Raw genomic sequence first — 20559 nt, 5'->3', positions numbered from 1 at the left:
CGCTCAACAGGTGTGTTGACTGATCCACCGCTATCGCGAGCAGGCTCACTCCTACGAGTTTGATGCCTGTTACGGCATTTCAGGCAGTTCTTGCGCACGCAGATCGAACACCAGGACTTCAGCATCCACGCCGTTGCTCAAGGCCAGCACCTGCTCTTTGCGAACCCGCACGCCGTCGCCCTCCTGCAATGGCATGCCGTTGAGTTCGACGCTGCCCCGCGCCACATGCACGTAGGCATAGCGGTCAGCGGCCAGTTCCAGAGTGGCGCTTTCCTGGCCGTCGATCAGTGCCGCATACACCCGCGCATCCTGGCGCACCTTCAACGAACCCTTGGCGCCGTCGGGCGAGATGATCAATTGCAGGCGACCGCGTTTTTTCTGCGTGCTGAAGTGCTCTTGCTGATAGCGCGGTTTGGCGCCACTGACGTCGGGCACGATCCAGATTTGCAGGAAATGCACGGGACGGGTGGCCGAGTGGTTGTATTCACTGTGGGCCACGCCGCTGCCGGCACTCATCAGTTGCACGTCACCGGGGCGAATCACTGAACCGGTGCCCAGGGTGTCCTTGTGCTCCAGCGCACCTTCGAGCACGTAGGAAAAAATTTCCATGTCGCGGTGCGGGTGCTGGCCGAAACCTTTCCCGGCTGCCACGCGGTCATCGTTGATCACCAGCAGGTCGGAAAACCCCTGTTCTTTCGGGTTACGGTAATTGGCGAAGGAAAAGGTATGGAACGACTTCAACCAGCCATGGTTAGCCATGCCACGATCAGATGCTTTGCGAAGGGTCAACATGATGGAATCTCCTGCGGGGACGTTGATTCGTCCGAGTGAGGAGAAGGTTAATGGTTACTGGTTAGTGCAATAAGTAGATGAAAATTGAAATACTGTCTCTCTCAAGTTGACAGTAACCTGCAAACGATTCGCCATGTTTGAGGCATAATCACGACAATCAACCCGTAGGAGCGAGCCGGTGTCCGGCAGAATTCCTCTCTTTTATTCCGGTGATTTTCGACCCATGAAAACCGTGGCAATGGTGCTGTTCCCCGACTTCCTCCTGCTCGACATGGCCGGGCCGATGGAGGTGTTTTCCATCGCCAATCGCTATCTGAAACCCGACGATCACTACGTATTGACGACCATCGGCACGGAGCCCGGCGCGTTGCGGGCCTCCAATGGTGTAAGCGTGCACACGGACCTGTCTATCGACCAGGCCTGTGACGGCTATGACTTGCTGCTGGTGCCCGGTGGCCCCGGCGCCTACAACGAAAAACATCCGCCATTGCTCGACTGGCTCAAGCACAACGTCGGCCGCTCGGCCGGTTATGGCTCGATCTGCACCGGCGCATTCGTGCTCGGGCATGCGGGGTTGCTCGACGGGTATCGGGTGACCACGCATTGGCATTACACCGAACGGCTGATCAAGGCTTTCCCGTCGGCCACCGTCGAAACCGACCAGATCTTCATCCAGGACCGTAACCTGATCACCTCCGGTGGTGTCACTGCCGGCATCGATTTGGCGTTGTCGGTGGTCGCCCGTGACCATGGCAAAAAAGTTGCGCAGGACGTGGCCAAGGTGTTGCTGGTGGTGATGAAGCGCCAGGGTGGGCAAGCGCAGTTCAGCCCGCTGATGGCCGCCGTGGCGCCCCAGGAAACGCCGATCACCCGGGTGCAGAATCATGTGCTCGAACACCTCGATGAGCCGTTCAGCATCGAACGCATGGCCAGTCTGGCGGCCATGAGCCCGCGTCACTTCGCCAGGGTTTTCGCCCGGGAAGTGAACATGACACCCATGGAGTTTGTGCAAAGTGCACGCATCGATTGTGCGAGAAACCTGCTGGAAACCACGGAACTGCCGCTCAAGACCGTAGCCTTCAAGAGCGGCTTCGGCAGCGTGCGGCACATGCGTTTTCTGTTCGGTGAAAAACTCGGACTGACCCCGACCCAGTACCGCGAACAATTCAGCTAGCGCCGTTGGCCGTTGCGCGCACCGTTATGGCCGTGACGCTCCCCCCGTAGCTGTTGTACCGTCACCGAGGCCTGCCAAGATAGCGTTGAACTCTTTGCATGGAAGGTACGGAGCCTGGACGGACTCACGTGCCGCTCAGGTTCCCGGTGGTGAAGCATGAACAGCCATAGAGATTTACCCGGCGACACGGTACTGCGCTTCGGTCCCTACGCGTTCCACCTCAATCAGCGACTGGTCCTGCACGGCGATCAGCCGCTTCGTTTGGGTGGCCGGGCGTTGGAAATCCTCCAGGTATTGCTCGAGCACGCAGGCTCGGTGGTCAGCAAGGATGAGTTGATCGCTCGAGTCTGGCCGCGATCGGTCGTCGAGGAGATCAATCTGCGGGTGCACATTGCCGCGTTGCGCCGGGCCTTTCGCGACGGGCAAAACGGTGACTGCTACATCCTCACCATTGCCCAGCGTGGCTACAGTTTCGTCGCCTCGGTGCAGCAAGCATCGCAGCCAGTATCGATCGAAACCGCGCATCCACCCCGACACAACTTGCCTGCGCGACTGACTCAGGTCATCGGCCGCGATGCGGTGGTTGGCAGTCTGGTGCGACAGCTGCCGCTGCGGCGTCTCATGACCCTGGTCGGACCGTGTGGCATCGGCAAGACCACCGTGGCGTTGCGGGCCGCCGAATTGTTATTGCAACACTACCGCGACGGCGTTTGGCTGGTGGATATGGCGACGATCGACGATCCCGTGCAGGTGGTCGATCATCTGACCCGCACCCTCGGTCTGGGCAGCGGTACAACCCTGGAGACGTTGGGGCGATGGCATGCGCTGTTGATCCTGGATAACTGTGAACATTTGCAGGACAGTTGCCGGACCCTGGTCGAAGCGTTGCTGTGCTCGGCCCCCCGCCTGTCGCTGCTGGTCACCAGTCGCGAACCGTTGTTGGCCACGGGGGAAGTGCTTCTGCCATTGCCGCCTCTGGCGGTGCCACCCGCATCGGCGTTACGCAGTGTCGATGCGTTCATGGGCTATTCGGCGGTGCAGTTGTTCGTCAGTCGTGCCCGGGCTCGCCAGCAAGGTTTTGCTCTGCGAGAGCAGGATCTCAAGCGCGTGCGAGAAATCTGTCGACGGCTCGATGGCTTGCCTCTGGCGATTGAATTGGCTGCTGCGCAGATCGATGCGCTGGCACTGGTGGGATTGCAGGCGCAATTGGACAACTGTTTTCAACTGCTTACCCAGGGACGTCGCACCGCCGTGCCGCGGCACCAGACCCTCAAGGCCGCCCTCGACTGGAGTTACGAACGCCTGAGCCCGCAGGAGCAGACCGTGTTGCAGCGTCTGTCGGTATTCAAAACGGCGTTTACCCTGGAGGCGGCCAAAGGGGTGGTCAGCTGCGCCAGTGTGCAACCGGCGAGGCTGACACGCGTCATGGAAAACCTGGCGCTCAAATCGTTGTTGTCGCAGGAACAGGCCAAAGGCGTTTGTCGCTACCGCTTGCTCAATACCACCCGCCGTTATGCCCTGGAAAAACTCGAAGACAGCGGTGCATTGCAATCATTCGAAATGCGCTATGCCGGTTACCTCAGTCACGCGCAGTCCTCAAATCGGCAGATGGCCCTGTAGTTCGTCGAGCAAGCGCCGGGCGGCCTTCACGTCCGGCGTGGCATGACCTTCGCTGAAGCGCTGGTAGATCGGCGTCAGTAATGCCTGGGCTTGCCGGTAGCGACCCTGACGCTGCCAAAGCCGCGCCAGCGTGCTGGCGCTGCGCAGCTCCCAAGCCAGGGCACCCTGGGATTTCGCCACGTTTATCGCCTTGATCAGTACGGTTTCGGCGCTGCAGTTTTTCACCGGGCAATCGGCGGCAAGCAACGCATCGGCGCGGGCTCGCAAGATTTCCGCCGTGCTCCAGCCTGCGGCACCTGTGTCGGCGCGTTGCAGCAACTCGTCATCGACCAACGCGGTGTCCAGCGTGACCATGATTTCCTTGATCAGGCCGGTTGCTGCCCGGGGTGACGGCGCCGCCTCTGCGCTGACGATCACCTGCGCATAGTGTTGCGCCCAGGTGTAGAACAGCTGCACCGAATGCTTCTGCGCTTGCTCCAGTAGCAGGCGCAGTAACTCGCCGGCGGCGCGGGTATTGCCGTTGTAATGGGCGATCAGGCAGCCGGAGAGGGCGAGGGTGTAGCAGATCGAGGTGCCGTGGTTGATCTGCAACGCAATGTCCAAGGCCTGCCGCGCCGTGCGCCAGGCCTGTTCCGGTTGCCCCTGCAACCAGAGGATGCGTGCCAGGATAGTCAGGGCGGCGACACTCTGGTCGTATTGCACGCCAAAGCCATGGGTGAAACGGTTGAGATGGCCGCTGTGGGCCATACGCTGGAGCACTTGCTCGGCATTCATTCGCGCCCGTTGCTGGTCCCCGGCGAAGTGCAGGGCCAGGACACGCAAGCGATGCGTACTCAGCGACAGCAGCGGATCGCCGTCCAGTCCCAGTCGATCGAATTGCTGACTCTGTTGCAGCGCCATTTGATAGTTGCCACAACTGAGATTGACCGCCAGATGACCGGAAACGGCGCGCAACTCTCCCACCACGTCATTGCACTGTCTGGCCAGGGTGCGGGCGGTGACAAATGCGCCAATGGTTTCTGCACTGCCACCCTGGGCGTGATAGCAGGCGCTGCCGAGGGCCAGTTTCAGCGACATTTTCAGCGCCAGACAGGGCTCGGCTGCGGCGTCGAGCAAGGCCAGGGCCTTGCGCACGTAGCCGCCGTGTTCCTTGAGCAGCGACAGTTCCTGCCATAGGGGGGTGGAGGCGGCGGTCAAGCGGATCGCCAGCGGCGCGGGGCCACGCGCATTCAGGCCCCAATCGAGCGCTGCGCGGATGTCTTCCAGGGCACGGGCATAGCGCTCAATCCACACGGCTGTCGGAACGCGCTCCCAATCAGTCTGGGCCTGTTGCATCAAGGCCAGGCAGCGTACTGCGTGGCGTTCCCGGGTTGCAGGCAGCTCGCCAGCCTGTTCGAGTTTTTCCAGGGCGTAGCGGCGTGTGGTGTCGAGCAGGCGGTAGAACACCTCCTCGTCGCCGACGTCCACACTCAGCAGAGACTTGGCCACCAGTTGCGTGATCGAGGCAAACACTTCGCGCGGCTCGATCTGTTCGCCGACGATAACCGCCGCAGCCGACGCCAGGGTAAAGCCACCTCGGAACACTCCCAATCGACGCAGGCAAGTCTGTTCGCAGATGTTGAGCAACTGGAAGCTCCAGTCCAGCGTCGCGTGCAGCGTCTGGTGCCGGGCCAGCGTCGCCTGGCTGCTGTGGGTCAGCAGGCGAAAGCTGTCTTGCAGTTGCGTCAGCAAACCGTCGAGGCCGAGGCTGGCGACCTGTGCTGCCGCCAGTTCCAGGGCCAATGGAATACCGTCGAGGCGCCGGCAGATGTCGATCACCAGCGGCAACTCGGCATCGCTCAGTTCGAAGCTGTCATGGCTGGCCATGGCGCGTTCGACGAACAGCTGCAACGCAGAAAAGGTCAGCGCCTGGGCGCGGTCCGGCTTGGCGACGGCAGGAGGGCAGTCCAGCGACTCCAGGCGCTGCACGTATTCGCCCTCGGCCCGCAGGCTCTCGCGGCTGGTCGTCAGAATATGTACCCGTGGTGCGCCGCGCAGCAGGCTTTCACAGAGCAGCGCCACGCTGTCGATCAGGTGTTCGCAGTTGTCGATCACCAGCAACATTTGCCGCTCGCGCAGGAAGTTCGCGAGACCGCTCAGGGGTTCGTTGTCGTGCAGGGACAGGTCGAGCAGTGCCGCCAGATGCCCGGCAATCAACCGCGGATCGTTGATGGGAGCCAGGTCGAGCAAACGAATGCCATCGCAGTAATGGCCGATCAATTGTTCGGCGACGCGCAGGGCCACGGTGGTCTTGCCGATGCCACCGGGGCCCACCAGCGTGATGAAGCGTTGCCGCGGCAGATGCGCCACCAGACTGTCGACCAACGCCTGGCGGCCTATCAGGCGGGTGCGACGCAAAGGCAGGTTATGGCCGTTCGATGGCGTGGCAGGGTTGGCCGGATGCAGCTCGGCCTGTTCCAGCGAGTAGGGCGCGACAAAACTGTACCCGCGTTGGGCCACGGTAACGATGTAGCGCTGTCCGGCCTGACCGTCGCCGAGGGCTTTGCGCAGGGCCGCCATGTGCACGCGCAGGTTGATGTCTTCAACCACGCTGTTGGGCCAGACATCGGCGATCAGTTGCTGCTTGCTGACCACGTTTCCCGCGTGCTTCAACAGGATCAGCAGAATGTCCATGGCCCGTCGACCCAGGCGCAGGGGTTGGTCAGCCTCCATCACCAGGCGCTGCTCGGGATAGATTCTGTAGGGGCCGAAATGCACAGCCCGCTCGTGGGAAAAGCTCAACGACTCACTCCTGCCTGCATCCGTCTAGTTCGCGGTTTGCGAGCATGTTCCCAGATTTTTCAATCTGCGCAATGTGTGGTCGTCTGACTGCACGAGAATTTCAGGTGAATGTCGGGGCGTTACCGCTGGGCGGCATGACCGCGCATGACCCGACACCGCCAGGCAAAGGGATTGATCCCTTCGCTGCGGGTAAACATGTGACAGAAATGCGCCTGGTCGCAGAATCCGCATTCCAGGCTGATTTGCGTGAGGCTCAGGTCGGTATGTTGAATCAACCGCTTGGCGCGGGCGATGCGTTGCTGGCGAATCCAGTCCTGGGGCGAGTAACCGATGCTGGATTTGAAGGCGCGGGAAAAATGACTGCGTGACAATCCACAGGCCTGGGCCAGTTCGGTCACCTCCAGGGGTTCATCGAGGCGTTCGAGGATCAGTTGTCTGACCAACTGTTGGCGTTGAGGGCTGAGGCCACCGGCGTTTTTCTTTGGCGCTTCAGTGGCTGTCGCGCGGGCGGCGTTTTGCTGCAAGTGAGCCATGAACAATGTCCGTGTCGGTAGGCTTCATTCTTTGATCCCAGGGCTCTGGCTTGCGAGTTAATCGTTGTTAATTCCTTCTGTGCAGTGGGAAGTCTTGAGTAAAGTCAGACACAATCGTCACACTTGCGCCTGACTGAACTCACAAGGAACCCGTGTCTATGAACCGAAACGATCTGCGCCGCGTCGACATGAACCTGTTGGTGATTTTCGAAGCGCTGATGTTCGAAAAGAACCTGACCCGCGTTGCAGAAAAGCTGTTCATGGGCCAACCCGCGGTGAGTGCTGCCCTTGGCCGGTTGCGCGATCTGTTCGACGATCCATTGCTGTTGCGCAACGGTCGCGCCATGGAGCCCACCGCGCGGGCGCTGGTGATTCTCAAGGAGCTGCAACCGGCGATGGACGTGATTTCCGGAGCGGTCAGCCGGGCCAAGGAATTCGATCCGGCAACCAGTTGCGATGTGTTTCGCATCGGGCTGTCGGACGATGCCGAGTTCGGATTGTTTCCACCGTTGTTGCGTCAGTTGCAGGCAGAGGCGCCGGGCATTGTCGTGGTGGTGCGGCGAGCCAATTACCTGCTGATGCCGGCGTTGCTGGCGTCCGGGGAGATTTCCGTCGGAGTCAGTTACACCACCGAACTGCCGGCCAATGCCAAGCGCAAGAAGTTGCGTGATATTCCTTGCAAAGTGCTGCGCGGAGACGACCGGCCTGGTCCTTTGACGCTTGACGAGTACTGCGCGCGGCCGCATGCAATGGTGTCGTTTTCCGGTGACCTGAGCGGCAATATCGATCTGGATCTGGCCAAAATCGGACGGTGCCGCAAGGTGGTGCTCGGGGTTCCGCAATTCAGCGGGTTGCGGGCATTGCTGGCGGGCACCGAGATGATAGCCACCGTGCCGGATTATGCAGCCTGCGCGCTGGTCGAAGGTTGCGGCTTGCGGGCAGAAGACCCGCCGTTCGAGATCGAGGCCGCCCAGTTGTCGATGGCCTGGAGCGGAGTGCATGACAATGATCCGGCGGAGCGCTGGCTGCGTTCGCGCATTAGCCAGTTCATGTCGGTGTCGTTGAACTCTCATTGATCTTGCGCAGGCATATCCGTCGCGGCAACAACGGATATGCCCGCAATGCAGTCATCGCAGCATTGCCCCTCGCACAACCTGAACCCCACCCAATCTAAATAACCTCAGCGCCGCGCATCGCCAGCAACTCGCGCAACACCGACCGATGACAATGCGCTTCTTCCTCGCAATAGCAGCCAACGGCCAGTGAAGTGTGATGAGAAAGCGCCGCCAGCAGATCTAGCAACTGGCTGGCAGCAGGCTGGTTCATTTCGGCTTTGAACTTGCGCTTGAAGGCTTGCCAGGCTTTTTCATCTTCGGCGGTCTGGGCTTGGTGCACCAGCGCCTGGCTGGGTGACAGCAATGGCTGCCATACATCGTAGAAATCCCGGCTGGCAAACTCGGCTTTTGGCACACCCCGGGGCGGGCGGCGCACAGTGCCCAGGCGCAGGCCTTCGCCGGGGCGGCGAGGTGAGCCAAGCCGAACGATATGGACCGGCATGGGTTATTTGAGCCGCGATCCGTCGAACCACTCCAGCGCCGTGCGCCAGAAGCAGATCCCCAGAAAATACGCCGACATCAGCAGCCACAGGCCCATCACCAACGGGTTGATCACCGGATGATTGATGACCAGTGACAAACTGCACAGCAACCAGATTGCAGTCACGGCAATGTTGATCGGCATGAAGCGCCGCACCCGGAATGGATGCAGGAATTTCATCCGGGTCAGTGTCAACAGGGCCAGGCCAATCACCGTGAGGAAGGTGATCCAGGGCGAAGGCGCGATGATGTACAGGCACAGGGCGACCACGTTCCACGCGGCGGGAAAGCCCTGGAAGTAGTTGTCTTTGCTTTTCATGTTGACGTTGCAGAAGCAGAACAGCGACGACACCAGGATCAGCGACACGGTCAGCAGCAGCGTGTAGTCCGGCAGCGGAATGTAGCGATAGATGAACAGTGCCGGAATGAACACGTAGGTCAGATAGTCGATCACCAGATCGAGAATCGAGCCGTCGAAGCTCGGCAACACCGACTGCACGTTGACCTTGCGCGCCAGCGCACCGTCCAATCCGTCGACGATCAGGGCCACGCCCAGCCACAGCAGGCAACTGGTCGGCTGGTTATCCAGCAGGGCAAGCGTTGCGAGGAAGGCAGTGACCACGCCGGTAGCAGTGAATCCATGGGCACCCCATGCTTTGAGCCTGGCGATGTGTAAAGTTGAAATCACAGGGGCGTTCTCCAGAAAGTGAAGCATGCCAGTCATCGCCCTCATCTGGCGGGCGGCGGCAAACCGGTTCGGGTTGCAGGTATCGACCGGGCATCCGGGAATAAGGTTCACCGCCTATGAATCTTAGCTGCGCCGGAAAAAAATACCGCGCAAAAATCGGCGCTGTGTCAGCCAAACGGTGGTGGCGCATTTACCGGCGAGGACTATCGTTGCCTGACTGATCCCCCCCTTCGATGAGGACATCGTCATGAACACCAGCGATCTGCTCGAACAATTACTGCGCGCGGGCCAAGGCTCGATGGCGCGACAGGGCGGCGGTGGGACGTCGGCTCAAGGTGGCCTCGGTGACTTGGGCGGGCTGCTCGGTGGCTTATTGGGGGGCGGTAGCGGCACCAGCGGTGCCGGCGCCGGTGGCATGGGCGGGCTCGGCGGCTTGCTTGGCGGTTTGCTCGGAGGTGGTTCACCGATGGGCGGTGCAGCGCAATCGCGCTCCGGCGGTGGCACGCACTACGCCGCGCTCGCCTCTCTGGGGATGATGGCGTTCCAGGCGTATCAAGCCTGGCAACGCAGTCAGGCTTCGCAGCAACAACAGGCGCCGCAACAGGCGATGCGCACCGTGGATATGCTGGCCGGGCCGGAAGTCGAAGAGCACAGCCATGCAATCCTGCGTGCCTTGATTGCGGCAGCCAAGGCTGATGGCCGGTTCGACGACGCTGAAAAACAGCTGATCAACGCCGAAATCGCCCGCCACACTGACGACCCGCAATTACAGCAATGGCTCGATGAGGAAGTTGCCAAGCCGCTGGATCCCGACGACGTGGCGCAGTCGGCAACAGATCAAGCCATGGCTGCGGAAATGTACCTGGCCAGCGTGATGCTGGTGGATGATCAGCAGGATGCCGAGCGCACTTACCTGGATGAGCTGGCGGCGGCATTGCAGATCGAACCGGATTTGCAGGTGCATCTGGAACAGCAGGCCAAGGGTGGAACCGTCTAGGGGCCGCTCAAGAACCCTGCGGCTTGGGGACCAGAAACGTCACCCCGAAACGCTCGGCCACTTCGAATATCCGCGGCAGATCCTCGGGCACCTTGAACTGGTCCATCGCCGTGAAAAACTGCCCGCCTCGCGGATCGGACACAACGCCGATCATCTTCGCGGTGCTGCTGATGTTCTTGTAGGCATGAACGGATCCTGCCGGGATATGTACGTAGCCCCCGGCCGAGACGGTGGTGGATTTGCCTTCGACGGTGACCTCGACCTGCCCGTCAACCACGTAGAACGCCTCGTCCCAAGGGTGAAAGTGCGGTGGCGGGCCGCCTCCCTGCACGCCTTCCTGGATATGCATTTCGAAGGGTTTGCTCATATCGCCGCCCGCGAGGACCGTGATCGTCTCGCCCACGACGTTGACCGATGCCGGTGGGGCTTGGAGGACGTGAACCGTGCGCATGATTGCTCTCCGGGGATGAGGCTGCACCTGCCGATTGTAGGCCTTTGAACGTCTGCCGACAGCCGCGCCGCAGGGCCGTTGGTCCGGGTAATTTTGACGACGATGGAATTTTTTTCGTGATGACTCGCTCTGCTGAGGGAGGGACGTGCTGATCCAGCGCCCTGCAGCGACCCGCAGGTGAGCCATGAACAAGAATCTCGACGACTACAACCGCATGCGCGATTTTTCGGCGACGTCTGAGCCGGCTGCCGTCAAGCGAGCCGGCCGCAGGAAAGCCAAGGATCATGCGCTGCAATTCTGCATCCAGAAGCATGATGCCTCGCGCCTGCACTACGATTTCCGCCTGGAACTCGACGGCGCGCTGAAGAGCTGGGCGGTGCCCAAAGGGCCGTCACTGGACCCCAAGGTCAAGCGCCTGGCGGTGCATGTCGAAGACCATCCGCTGGACTATGCCACCTTCGAGGGCAGCATCCCCGAAGGCCACTACGGCGCGGGCGATGTGATCGTCTGGGACCGCGGGGTGTGGATTCCCCAGGAAGACCCGGCCAAGGCTTACGCCAAGGGGCGGCTCAAGTTCGAACTGCAAGGCGAGAAGCTCGCAGGCCTGTGGAACCTGGTGCGCACTCACATGCCGGGCAAGCAGGAGCAGTGGTTCTTGATCAAGCATCAGGACGGCGCCGCCAGAGCCGAAAGCGACTACGACGTCGTCGCTGCCGAACCCGATAGCGTACTCAGCGAGCGCACCATCATTACCAAATCAGCCAAACCAGCCAAACCCAAGGCGGTCAAGCGACCAGGCGCCCCGGCACGCAAGGAAAAATCCGCGCCACTCACCGGCGCGCACAAAGCCAAACTGCCCGACCAGATCAAACCGGAACTGGCGACGCTGGTGGAAAAGGCCCCGGGCGGGCAGTGGAGTTATGAGGTCAAGTTCGATGGCTATCGAATCATGGCGCGCATCGACCATGACGACGTCAAACTCTTCACCCGTAACGGCCACGACTGGACGCACAAGTTGCCTGAGCAGGCCAAGGCTTTAGCCGGCCTGGGCTTGGAGTCCGCATGGCTCGATGGCGAAATGGTCGTGGCGGATGATCAGGGCATTCCGGATTTTCAAGCGTTGCAAAACGCCTTTGACGCCGGTCGCAGCGGGAACATTCTTTATTACCTGTTCGACTTGCCCTACCTCAACGGTGTGGATTTGCGCGAGGTGCCGGTCGAAGAAAGGAGGGCCGCGCTGGCGACGGTGCTGAAGACGAGCAAAGATCCGTTGCTGCGTTTCTCCGATGCCTTCGGCGAAGACCCGGAAGCCTTGCTCAACAGTGCCTGTCAGATGCGCATGGAAGGGTTGATCGGCAAGCGCCTGGGTTCGCCTTACGTGTCCCGGCGCAGCAGCGACTGGATCAAACTCAAGTGCAAACACCGCCAGGAGTTTGTCATCGTTGGTTTCACCGATCCCAAAGGTTCACGCAGTGCCTTCGGTGCGTTGCTGCTGGGGCTGCATGATCGCGACAGCGGCGAGCTGCGCTATGCCGGTAAGGTCGGCACCGGGTTCACCGAGGCCACTCTGGGCAGCATCCATGCACAACTCAAACCTTTGCAAACGAAAAAACCGGCCGTGGTCAATCCACCGAGCGGGGCGGAATTCAAGGGCGTGCATTGGATGAAGCCGCAACTGTTGGCCGAAGTGGCCTTCGCAGAAATGACCAAGGACGGTTCGGTACGGCATGCAGTGTTCCATGGTCTGCGTGACGATAAGCCTGCCCAAGACATCACTGAGGAGCGTCCGAAAGCCGTGAAAACCACCTCCGCAAAAAAAGCCGCCGCCAAGTCATCTGCAGCGCCGAAGAAAGCTGAAGCGGCGCCGTCACAAATCGGCTTGGCTCAGGGCAAAGTGCGTATCACCCATCCGGACCGGGTCATCGATGCCACGAGTGGCACCACCAAAGTGCAACTGGCGCAGTACTACGCCAGTGTCGCCGAATGGATCCTGCCGCAGCTCAAGGACCGCCCGGTGGCGCTGGTACGCGCGCCGGACGGGATTGCCGGTGAGCTGTTTTTCCAGAAAAACGCCGAGCGCTTGGCCATCCCCGGCATCACCACCCTGGACCAGAAACTGTCGGGCCAGCCGATGATGGTCATCAACAACGCCGAAGCGCTGGTGGGTGCGGTGCAGATGAGCACCGTGGAAATGCACACCTGGAACGCTACCTCGGACAATCTCGACAAACCCGATCGCTTCGTCCTCGACCTTGACCCGGACCCGGCGTTGCCATGGAAACGCATGATCGAGGCCACCCAATTGACCCTGACGGTGCTCGATGAATTGGGGCTCAAGGCCTTTCTCAAGACCAGTGGCGGCAAGGGCATTCACCTGGTGGTGCCGCTGACCCGCAAACTCGGTTGGGATGAGGTCAAGGACTTCAGTCACGCGATCGTCACCCACATGGCCAAAATGCTGCCGGAGCGCTTTTCCGCGGTGTCGGGGCCGAAGAATCGGGTAGGGCGGATCTTCATCGACTACCTGCGAAACGGTCTCGGCGCGACGACCATTTGCGCTTACGCTGCGCGCACCCGCGAAGGCCTGCCGGTGTCGGTGCCGATCTATCGCGAAGAAATCGTACAGCTCAAGGGCGGCAATCAGTGGAACATCCACAACGTGCATGAACGCCTGGAGGAAGTGGGCGACGGGCCTTGGGCGGACATGAAGAAAACCCGGCAAACCATTACTGCCGAAATGCGGCGACGGGTCGGCATGAAAAAAACCTGACGTGCCCGGTTGAAGCTGCCGCAGGCTGTAATCTGTTGATCTGAACGACAAGCTCAACAGTTCTCAGCCTGCGGCAGTTCCTGCACAGACCGGGTATTACTTGTTGATGAACGCCTGGAAATCAGTGCCCAGTTTGTCGATCGCCGCTTTGAAATCCTGCGCGGTGATCTTCTGGCTTTCGTTGGAAAGTTGTTTGCCAAACACCTTGCGCACGACTTTGGCCATGGTCTGGTTGGTTTTGGCGTCTATGAACTCGGCTTCGATAAACAGTTCGGTGTCCTGATCCCGATGACCGGTAGCGGCTTGCGTTGCACCGACGACGGCGGCGATGGGCACGACTTCATACCATTTCATGCCTTCATTGGAAGCGCTCACGCCAGTGATGGCGGCACGCATGACCAGGGTTTTCGAACCGGCCGGTGCTGCGTTCGGGCTGGAAACCACGCGGTATTTCTGTCCCAGTGTGGTTTTCGCCTTTGTGGTCATGTAGTTCTGGATGTCATTGAGCGTTTGCTGATTGACCCGCTCGTTGGGCTTTGGCGCCGGATACAGTTCCAGTCGGTTGAATGCCACGGTGTTATAGGCATCGGGGTTCCACGATGGGCTCACCCAACGCATCGCCGTGCCGCCGCTGGGCGTTTCGACTTCCTGAAGATTGTTGTAGTCGGTCAGGTAACCGGAATACTGCGCCTTGTCGGTGACTTTGGAGGTACAACCTCCGAGCAGGAGCCCGGTCAATGCGACGCCGATCAGCAGGTTTCGGGACAGGTTCATAGTGCAGTGTGCTCCTTGAGTGAAATCGTTTTATCGGGCGCAGAAAGCAGCAACGCCACGTCATTGTTCAGAGCATAGGTGGCTCTTGGCGTAATGCACTGTGAATGTTCGATTACCATCCGACACGCACATCTGCCGTCGTCACGCCCAAGTGTCATAGCCGTTGCCGCAGCGCCTGTGCGTCAGCGTCCGTAGCGTGAGACAAGAGCGTAGGTTTTAAACACGAATTATCCAGCGCGAGTTGCCAATCAAGTGTCGCTGTTTAATGCGTTCACCGATCAACAAACGGAAACCGCGACCGGCGGAATCAGTCGGTTAATTATTCGGTTACGCCTGTATTTCAGTTGCTACGCTTTAAACCTGACCTCATCTGTTCGGGGAGCAAGCGATGTCACTTCAGTTACAGCGTGTTCGGAGGTTGTTTTTCGGCCTGGTCACCGGATTGTTCGCCGTTCCCTTGCTGGCGGCCGAGCCTGTTGCGGTCGATGCGCCGAAAAATCAGCTGGAACCCAAAGCGCTGGAGATCCTCAAGGCCATGAGCGCCAGATTGGCCGGCGTCCAGGGCATGAGTTTCAAAGCTACCACCACTTATGAGCGCCCCAGTCGTCTGGGGCCACCCCTGGCGTACAACACCGTGGCGCTGGTCAATGTTCAGCGCCCCGATCGCTTGCGTGTTCTGACCTCCGGCGATGGCCCTGCGACCCAGTTCTACTACAACGGCAAGCAAGCCTGGGCCGTTGAACCGAAGGAGAACCTGGTGGCGCAAGCTGACGCACCGCCCACCATCGATGCAACCCTCGAGGCGGCGTATCAGCGGGCGGCTATATATTTTCCCTTCACCGATGTGATCGTTTCCGACCCCTACAAGGATCTGGCCAGGGATATGCGCTTGGCGTTCTATATCGGTCAGTCAACGGTGGTCGGCGATACCGCGACCGATGTGATCGCCTATGCCAACGACGTGGTGTTTGTCCAGGCCTGGATAGGTACGCAAGACAAGTTGCCGCGCATGTTGCGGGCGGTGTTCCGTGATGATCCGACACAATCCCGGCATCAGGTGGCATTCAGTGACTGGAAGCTCGAATCAGCGTTGTCGGCAGATTTCTTCAAACCACAACACATTGAAAATGCGCACCGCATCCAGTTTGCACCGCCTTCCGACTTGCGTGCCCCTGAAGGGGTTAAACAGCCGGTTGCCAAACCCTGAGGGAGGAGTTTCAAACATGCATGGACCCACATTGAAGTTTGCAGGGTTGATGGTCGCGCTGCTGAGTTGTGAGCAAGCGTCGGCCTGGTACCATGCTGCCGGTTTTGGACGCTCGTTCGGCGGCGCTGACTCGTGGAGCCATTCAGGGGCGTTTGGTTCGGCTTCAGGCGGTGGTGGCAGCTGGAGCGGTCAAAGCAATCGTGGTGGTTCGGTTTCGGGCGGTGATGGTAGCTGGAGTGGTTCGGGCTATCGCGGTGGTTCGGCTTCCGGTGGTGGAGGTAGCTGGAGCGCCAGTGGCGAAAACGGCGGTAGCGCCTCAGGTGGCGAGGGCTCGTGGCGGGGCACAGGTGCCGAAGGTGGCACGGCTTATGGCGGCGAGGGCGCGTGGCACGCCGAAGGTGAGAATGGCGCCACTGCCAGCGGGTACCGTGCCGATGGCTATGGCACGACGGTCTATCGTCCGCAGACCTATGGCACGAGCTACTACCATCCCCCGACGGCAGTGTATGCCAGCAGCGGTTGTTACTACTGCGGTTACAATGACGGCGTCAATCCTGCTGCGGCAGCGGCCGCCGGGGTCGTGGCCGGTAGCGCGATCGCTGACTCGACTGATCAGAACGTCAATAACAATGCCTGGAGCCAGGGCTACAACGCCGGCATGATGGCGTCCGCTCCCCCCACCATGCCGATGGGTGCGACGTTTGCCAGTCTTCCTTCGGGCTGTGGATTGAGGACAGTGTCTGCGGGCACTTTTTATCAATGCGGCAATTCGTGGGTGCGCCCTGCGTACGGCGCCAACGGTGTTTACTACACCGTGGTCCCCATGCCCTGAACTCACCGAAATCCCGGTGTTACTCAGGCATCGCGCAACAAGTCATTGGCGTTAAGCACTTCATAGGCGATCTCCGGGCGCTTTTCCATGGCGCGGCGAATCGCCGCCGGAATCGATGCGCGGGTCTTGCGGCACAACCCCGGCAGTTCAGCGACGTAAATGCCGATGCCGCGCATGGTGCGCACTTCGTTGAGACTGGGGACGATGTCGACGCGGATGCCCAGTTGTTCGAACATCCGCCGTTGCAGGTGCTCCAGGTCCTGAAGGCTCGAAAGGTTTTCCAGACGTTCGATCAGGCGTTTTTCTTCGGTGCGCGTCAGAAACAGGATGCGCACGTCCGCGCCCGGGGTTTCGAGCAATGGGTCACGCCCGCAATCGCAGGCACCGGGCGGACAGGGTTGGCGGATCGGCGCAGAGGTGGTCATGGGGTTCAATCATAGAGCGCTGCGTTCGGGTTTGCCCATAGGGCTTTCAAGGGTTTTATCGAGTGATTCAGAGCGGATCAGGCGGTTGCTGCCAAAACCGAACAGTGTGAAGCCGAGGAGGGTGACCACGCCGCCGAGCATCAGCGCCTGTTCGCCGGAACTGAATAGCGCCAGATAGCTGTAGGCCGACGCCACCCAGGCAACGATGTTGGTGGTCAGCGCCTTGCGCGCCGGCACGCCGCGGGCCTCTTGTATCGCCATCAAGGCGGCCATGGAGAGGATGTACGGCACCAGATTGGTGACCACCGCGAGGTTGACCAGGGTGTCGAATTGATTACTCAGGTTGGGATCAATGGTGAACAGGCCCAGCGCCGTTTGTACCGCCAGCAGGATCAGCATGCCGGCAATCGGCGTGCCTGCCTTGTTGGTCCGCGCGAATATCGGCAGGAAGTAACCGGTGTCCGCCGAGCTCTTGTAGACCTGAGCGATGGTGAATTGCCAACCCAGCAGTGAACCGATGCACGCCAGCACCAGCAGGCCCATGACGATATTGCCGACCGCAGGGGTGAACATTTTCGCGAACACCAGGCCGAACGGTGCGGTGGAGGCGGCCAGCTCAGGATTGTCGATGATGCCGGCGATGACATTAGTGGACAGGATGTAAATCACCGCAGCACCGAGGGTTCCGCCGAGCACGGCAATCGGTACGTTCCTCTCGGGGTTCTCCACCGCGTCGGAGTTGGCGCACGCCGATTCCAGGCCCAGAAAGGCCCACAATGTTATCGCCACGGATGCCCCGGCCGCTTCGAACCAGCTCTTGTCGTGGGGGTTCCAGCCAGCCACATAAATACTGCTGTCGAACCAGAACCAGCCAATGGTCGAGACCAGCAGCACCGGCGCAATTACCCCCCATACCGTGACCGCACCGATCCGCCCGGTAATCCGCGCGCCACCGAAATTGGCGAATGTGGTCATCCATAGCAACGCAATGGTCGCCAGGCCCACTTGCAGCGAGTCAAGGCGCAGGTCGAACAGTTCTTGTATGTAGCCCACCGCTGTGACACTGATCGCGACATTGGCAATCAACAGTGAAAGGCCGTAGGTGTAGTTCGTCAGGTAGTTGCCGGCCTTGCCGAAGGCGTATTCGGCGTATCCGCCCATGCCACCGGTTTTTCGACTGAGCATGCCGCATCGCGCAAAGGCGTAGGCCAGCGCGAGTGAGCCGGTGGCCGTCACCAGCCAGGAAAGAATCGAAATGGCGCCGACTTCCGCGAGTTTCGAGGGGAGCAACACAATCCCCGAGCCCAACATGTTCACCGCAGTCAACATGGTCAGTTGCCCCACACTCATTTTCTTTGCGACTGACATGCGCTGCCTCGTTAGTTGGTCAAAGCAGTGTTAGCTATAGCAAAGTATTGAAATGCCGCAAGAAATGCCCGTCAGCCAATGCGTCCGCGAGGGATATTGCAGAAGAGGCATTATGCTGGCCCCCAGATTGCTCGTCTGTCGCCAGAATCACTTTATTTTCAGTTGGTTAGGTGGAACGCATATGCGCAATGTTTGGGGCGCGCTGATCGCTGTCAGCGTTGCGGGGCTGGCTGTGTCTGCCCAGGCAAGGGAACTGAAACCCAATGATCGTTATATGTGCAGCTGGGGGGCGGGCACGGCGGCCAGAGCGCAGGAACTCAAGTTGTCCGGAGTTTCTCTCTACGCCGCGCGGCAAAAAATCCAGCACTACAAGTTCGACAAATCGTGGATGCGCATGATGGCGATGGGCATTACCGAGCAGACTTACGACAGCCCGACGCGGATCAAGCCGGCGGCGGTGCGGCAGAGTTTTTATGATGATTGTGTGAAGTACAAGTTGGCCAGGAAATGAAGTGCCGAAGCAGGCCTTGGTCGGATTGGCCTACGGGTTGACGCACGCCGACTATATTGAAAGGCCGGGTCCGTCGCAGGTTCAGCATTAATCATGACTGAGAGGCGTCGGGTCTGACGTGCGTTTTTCTGATTCACCTGAAATTGTGCAAACAACCTTTCAATCAGGAGATCATCATGACCCAGCTCGACAAAGTACTGTACACCGCCAAAACCCACACCACTGGCGGCCGGGATGGCGCCTCCCGCAGCTCCGACGGCATTCTGGACGTCAAGCTGTCGTCCCCGGGCACGAACGGCGGCGGCACCAATCCCGAGCAACTGTTCGCCGCCGGTTGGTCGGCGTGTTTCATCGGCGCGATGGGGGTGGCGGCCAAGGAGCTGAAGGTCGCACTGCCCAAGGATGTAGCGGTCGACACCGAAGTCGATCTGGGCACCAATGAAGGCGGTTACCTGTTGCAAGCTCGACTAAATGTCAGCCTGCCGGGACTGGATCGCGAAACTGCACAAAAACTCGTGGAAACCGGCCACAAGTACTGCCCGTACTCAAAAGCCACGCGCAACAATATTAATGTCGAGGTCAAGCTCGTTTGAGTTGAAAAAAAGGTCCTGGCGAAGGTTGTTTTAATAGCCGTATTGCCAGGACCTCATCGACGACAATAAGGTAAGTTTAAGTTTTAAAGAAGCTCACCAATCTTTATGACCCCTCTGACTCAGTATTGAGAAGGAAATGCGCAGTTCTCTGCCTTTGTTCGACGTGAGTTGAGTGTGGGTCTGGCTCGATAAATAGTATGACTGTTTTAGTTGCTGGGGGCGTAAATGACAATGGCTCGCTATCAGTCGTGTTTTTTTGCTGTCATGACAACTAGTGGATCCAATCAATAATGTCAAAGGTCATGTAATTCAAGCGCCTCAGCTAGAATGGGGCTTGACGAGTAAGTTGGTCGCTTAACGTGGAGCCAATGGTATTTCCAACTGGCGACCGCTTGTCGGTGGCATGCCTGAAAAATGAACATTTCGCGGCTACGGGCCTCAGACTCTCCAGCATGGCATCATGACATGCTAGCGAAATCGTAAAAAAAAGAAGTGGAAACGCGACCTCAAATGCAGTGATTGCAAATGGGGATTTTTTTATCCTGAATTCAAGAGGTAACAACTAAGCTGACATCAATTTCCTAATCTAATCAATAGGGTTTCAAATAATAAACCTATGGTTTGGTTTTCTTGTATGAGTAAGGTCGCTCAGGGTTATTTAATAAGCCCCTGAAGTGTACTGTCGAATAAGGTGGAGAAAATACCGTGGCAATAAATACAATCATGAGCCTGATCGAACATAAAGAATTCATGGAGTTTTTGCGGCTGGGCGTGGTGTACGTTCATTTGGTCGCTTGTTGCGTGGCGATCGGTTTGGTGTTGACCAGTGACATTGCAATGGTCAGGGATATGTGGAAACGCAAGGCATTCACTGAACACGATCATGCGCACATGGAAAGTCTGCAGAAGTCTGTGGTTCTGGCTTTGATCGGTCTGTGGGTGACAGGCGCTGCCATCATCGGCATCGATTACCTGGGCAAAGGCACGGAATATTTCATGAATCCGAAGCTTCACGCCAAAGTGATTATTGTTTTGCTGCTGACCTACAACGGCATTCTGCTACACCGCCTGGTATTGCCCGCACTGCAGAAGGCCGGCTCCTTGCTCGAGCTCGGGTTCAGCGCCCGAATGATGGCTCTTTTTTGTGGTTCGCTGTCGGCAGTGTCCTGGATGTATGCCGCCATGCTGGGTGTCGGACGACCGCTGGCCTGGAAATACTCTCTCTCCGAACTCTTGATGGCCTACCCGGTGCTGATCGTGCTGGGCTTCTTGACGATGCTGGCGCTGACTGAGCGAGCCAAACGCCCCAATACCCTCATTGCACCGCAGTGGGCGCACTGACCCTGTAAAGCGCAAGCGTATGGCAAGCTGACGCTTAGGTAAAAAAGGTCCTGGCGACGGATTCGGGAGCACCATCGCCAGGACCTGAAAGCGTCCAGTTCACCGGG

19 protein-coding genes are annotated in these 20559 nt (G+C 59.3%); 10 read left to right on the top strand and 9 right to left on the bottom strand.

Features of this window, described 5'->3' with window-relative positions; all coding sequences use genetic code 11:
* Positions 1 to 69: 69 nt before the first annotated feature.
* Positions 70 to 792, bottom strand: a complete 723-nt coding sequence (locus D8V06_RS13990; protein ID WP_130931148.1) for a pirin family protein — start codon at positions 790 to 792, stop codon at positions 70 to 72.
* Between the two features lie 223 nt (positions 793 to 1015).
* On the opposite strand from D8V06_RS13990, the gene D8V06_RS13985 reads away from it, so the two are divergent.
* Both D8V06_RS13985 and D8V06_RS13980 read left to right on the top strand, forming a co-directional pair.
* Positions 1016 to 1966, top strand: a complete 951-nt coding sequence (locus D8V06_RS13985; RefSeq protein WP_130908254.1) for a GlxA family transcriptional regulator — start codon at positions 1016 to 1018, stop codon at positions 1964 to 1966.
* A 156-nt stretch (positions 1967 to 2122) separates the two neighbouring features.
* Positions 2123 to 3586 (top strand): winged helix-turn-helix domain-containing protein, encoded by a 1464-nt coding sequence (locus D8V06_RS13980; RefSeq protein ID WP_130931147.1) that lies wholly within the window; start codon positions 2123 to 2125, stop codon positions 3584 to 3586.
* Here D8V06_RS13980 and D8V06_RS13975 read toward each other — a convergent pair.
* Complete coding sequence (locus D8V06_RS13975) at positions 3563 to 6367, bottom strand: winged helix-turn-helix domain-containing protein (RefSeq protein ID WP_130931146.1); 2805 nt, start codon at positions 6365 to 6367, stop codon at positions 3563 to 3565. The two genes, D8V06_RS13980 and D8V06_RS13975, sit on opposite strands and share 24 nt — an antisense overlap.
* A gap of 119 nt (positions 6368 to 6486) precedes the next feature.
* The gene (locus tag D8V06_RS13970; RefSeq protein ID WP_130908251.1) at positions 6487 to 6900 is read right to left on the bottom strand and encodes an AraC family transcriptional regulator; all 414 of its coding nucleotides are present in this window, start codon (positions 6898 to 6900) and stop codon (positions 6487 to 6489) included.
* A gap of 158 nt (positions 6901 to 7058) precedes the next feature.
* Between D8V06_RS13970 and D8V06_RS13965 the strand changes: the two genes are divergently transcribed.
* Complete coding sequence (locus D8V06_RS13965) at positions 7059 to 7976, top strand: LysR family transcriptional regulator (RefSeq protein ID WP_130903706.1); 918 nt, start codon at positions 7059 to 7061, stop codon at positions 7974 to 7976.
* Between the two features lie 94 nt (positions 7977 to 8070).
* Here the strand turns inward: D8V06_RS13965 and D8V06_RS13960 are convergent, their stop codons facing one another.
* Complete coding sequence (locus D8V06_RS13960; protein WP_056853788.1) at positions 8071 to 8457, bottom strand: DUF488 family protein; 387 nt, start codon at positions 8455 to 8457, stop codon at positions 8071 to 8073.
* Positions 8458 to 8460: 3 nt separating this feature from the next.
* The gene (gene pcsA, locus D8V06_RS13955; protein WP_056853798.1) at positions 8461 to 9183 is read right to left on the bottom strand and encodes a phosphatidylcholine synthase; all 723 of its coding nucleotides are present in this window, start codon (positions 9181 to 9183) and stop codon (positions 8461 to 8463) included.
* Between the two features lie 247 nt (positions 9184 to 9430).
* Between pcsA and D8V06_RS13950 the strand changes: the two genes are divergently transcribed.
* Positions 9431 to 10180: a tellurite resistance TerB family protein gene (locus D8V06_RS13950; protein ID WP_056853787.1), complete on the top strand. Its 750-nt coding sequence runs from the start codon at positions 9431 to 9433 to the stop codon at positions 10178 to 10180.
* A 7-nt stretch (positions 10181 to 10187) separates the two neighbouring features.
* On the opposite strand, the gene D8V06_RS13945 is transcribed toward D8V06_RS13950, so the two are convergent.
* A complete protein-coding gene (locus D8V06_RS13945; RefSeq protein WP_056853786.1) occupies positions 10188 to 10631 on the bottom strand; it encodes a cupin domain-containing protein in 444 nt (147 codons plus the stop codon).
* A gap of 184 nt (positions 10632 to 10815) precedes the next feature.
* Between D8V06_RS13945 and ligD the strand changes: the two genes are divergently transcribed.
* Positions 10816 to 13401 carry a DNA ligase D gene (gene ligD / locus D8V06_RS13940; RefSeq protein WP_130931145.1) on the top strand — a complete coding sequence of 862 codons (2586 nt, stop codon included), beginning with the start codon at positions 10816 to 10818 and terminating at the stop codon, positions 13399 to 13401.
* Positions 13402 to 13497: 96 nt separating this feature from the next.
* Here ligD and D8V06_RS13935 read toward each other — a convergent pair whose 3' ends face one another.
* Positions 13498 to 14175, bottom strand: coding sequence for a DUF3313 domain-containing protein (locus tag D8V06_RS13935; protein ID WP_056853784.1), 678 nt, complete (start codon positions 14173 to 14175; stop codon positions 13498 to 13500).
* A 388-nt stretch (positions 14176 to 14563) separates the two neighbouring features.
* Here D8V06_RS13935 and D8V06_RS13930 point away from each other — a divergent pair, with 388 nt between their 5' ends.
* Together D8V06_RS13930 and D8V06_RS13925 are read left to right on the top strand one after the other, a co-directional pair.
* Positions 14564 to 15382, top strand: a complete 819-nt coding sequence (locus D8V06_RS13930) for a DUF2092 domain-containing protein (RefSeq protein WP_130931144.1) — start codon at positions 14564 to 14566, stop codon at positions 15380 to 15382.
* 16 nt (positions 15383 to 15398) lie between these two features.
* Positions 15399 to 16214: a hypothetical protein gene (locus D8V06_RS13925; protein ID WP_130903703.1), complete on the top strand. Its 816-nt coding sequence runs from the start codon at positions 15399 to 15401 to the stop codon at positions 16212 to 16214.
* Between the two features lie 23 nt (positions 16215 to 16237).
* On the opposite strand, the gene D8V06_RS13920 is transcribed toward D8V06_RS13925, so the two are convergent.
* Both D8V06_RS13920 and potE read right to left on the bottom strand, forming a co-directional pair.
* Positions 16238 to 16639, bottom strand: coding sequence for a hypothetical protein (locus D8V06_RS13920; protein ID WP_056853781.1), 402 nt, complete (start codon positions 16637 to 16639; stop codon positions 16238 to 16240).
* A 9-nt stretch (positions 16640 to 16648) separates the two neighbouring features.
* A complete protein-coding gene (potE, locus tag D8V06_RS13915) occupies positions 16649 to 18007 on the bottom strand; it encodes a putrescine-ornithine antiporter (protein ID WP_130931143.1) in 1359 nt (452 codons plus the stop codon).
* 181 nt (positions 18008 to 18188) lie between these two features.
* Between potE and D8V06_RS13910 the strand changes: the two genes are divergently transcribed.
* The 3 genes from D8V06_RS13910 (at position 18189) to D8V06_RS13900 (ending at position 20452) form a co-directional block, all read left to right on the top strand.
* On the top strand, positions 18189 to 18518 hold the full coding sequence (locus tag D8V06_RS13910) for a hypothetical protein (protein WP_056853779.1): 330 nt from the start codon (positions 18189 to 18191) through the stop codon (positions 18516 to 18518).
* A 176-nt stretch (positions 18519 to 18694) separates the two neighbouring features.
* Positions 18695 to 19111: an organic hydroperoxide resistance protein gene (locus D8V06_RS13905; RefSeq protein WP_130908248.1), complete on the top strand. Its 417-nt coding sequence runs from the start codon at positions 18695 to 18697 to the stop codon at positions 19109 to 19111.
* Between the two features lie 705 nt (positions 19112 to 19816).
* Positions 19817 to 20452, top strand: coding sequence for a hypothetical protein (locus D8V06_RS13900; RefSeq protein WP_056853777.1), 636 nt, complete (start codon positions 19817 to 19819; stop codon positions 20450 to 20452).
* The last annotated feature ends 107 nt before the right edge of the window (positions 20453 to 20559 follow it).

Origin of the sequence: Pseudomonas sp. Sample_24 (assembly GCF_004307605.1) — a bacterium.
GTDB lineage: Bacteria > Pseudomonadota > Gammaproteobacteria > Pseudomonadales > Pseudomonadaceae > Aquipseudomonas.
This window is presented reverse-complemented; position numbering and strand designations above follow the sequence as displayed.

Bases quoted from the DNA above. Each gene is read 5' to 3' on its own strand.
- D8V06_RS13935 (WP_056853784.1), bottom strand. From the start codon at position 14,175: ATGAACCTGTCCCGAAACCTGCTGATCGGCGTCGCATTGACCGGGCTC.
- D8V06_RS13980 (WP_130931147.1), top strand. From the start codon at position 2,123: ATGAACAGCCATAGAGATTTACCCGGCGACACGGTACTGCGCTTCGGT.
- D8V06_RS13990 (WP_130931148.1), bottom strand. From the start codon at position 792: ATGTTGACCCTTCGCAAAGCATCTGATCGTGGCATGGCTAACCATGGC.
- D8V06_RS13930 (WP_130931144.1), top strand. From the start codon at position 14,564: ATGTCACTTCAGTTACAGCGTGTTCGGAGGTTGTTTTTCGGCCTGGTC.
- D8V06_RS13910 (WP_056853779.1), top strand. From the start codon at position 18,189: ATGCGCAATGTTTGGGGCGCGCTGATCGCTGTCAGCGTTGCGGGGCTG.
- D8V06_RS13985 (WP_130908254.1), top strand. From the start codon at position 1,016: ATGAAAACCGTGGCAATGGTGCTGTTCCCCGACTTCCTCCTGCTCGAC.
- ligD (WP_130931145.1), top strand. From the start codon at position 10,816: ATGAACAAGAATCTCGACGACTACAACCGCATGCGCGATTTTTCGGCG.
- D8V06_RS13965 (WP_130903706.1), top strand. From the start codon at position 7,059: ATGAACCGAAACGATCTGCGCCGCGTCGACATGAACCTGTTGGTGATT.
- D8V06_RS13925 (WP_130903703.1), top strand. From the start codon at position 15,399: ATGCATGGACCCACATTGAAGTTTGCAGGGTTGATGGTCGCGCTGCTG.
- D8V06_RS13960 (WP_056853788.1), bottom strand. From the start codon at position 8,457: ATGCCGGTCCATATCGTTCGGCTTGGCTCACCTCGCCGCCCCGGCGAA.
- D8V06_RS13945 (WP_056853786.1), bottom strand. From the start codon at position 10,631: ATGCGCACGGTTCACGTCCTCCAAGCCCCACCGGCATCGGTCAACGTC.
- D8V06_RS13920 (WP_056853781.1), bottom strand. From the start codon at position 16,639: ATGACCACCTCTGCGCCGATCCGCCAACCCTGTCCGCCCGGTGCCTGC.
- potE (WP_130931143.1), bottom strand. From the start codon at position 18,007: ATGTCAGTCGCAAAGAAAATGAGTGTGGGGCAACTGACCATGTTGACT.
- D8V06_RS13970 (WP_130908251.1), bottom strand. From the start codon at position 6,900: ATGGCTCACTTGCAGCAAAACGCCGCCCGCGCGACAGCCACTGAAGCG.
- D8V06_RS13905 (WP_130908248.1), top strand. From the start codon at position 18,695: ATGACCCAGCTCGACAAAGTACTGTACACCGCCAAAACCCACACCACT.
- D8V06_RS13950 (WP_056853787.1), top strand. From the start codon at position 9,431: ATGAACACCAGCGATCTGCTCGAACAATTACTGCGCGCGGGCCAAGGC.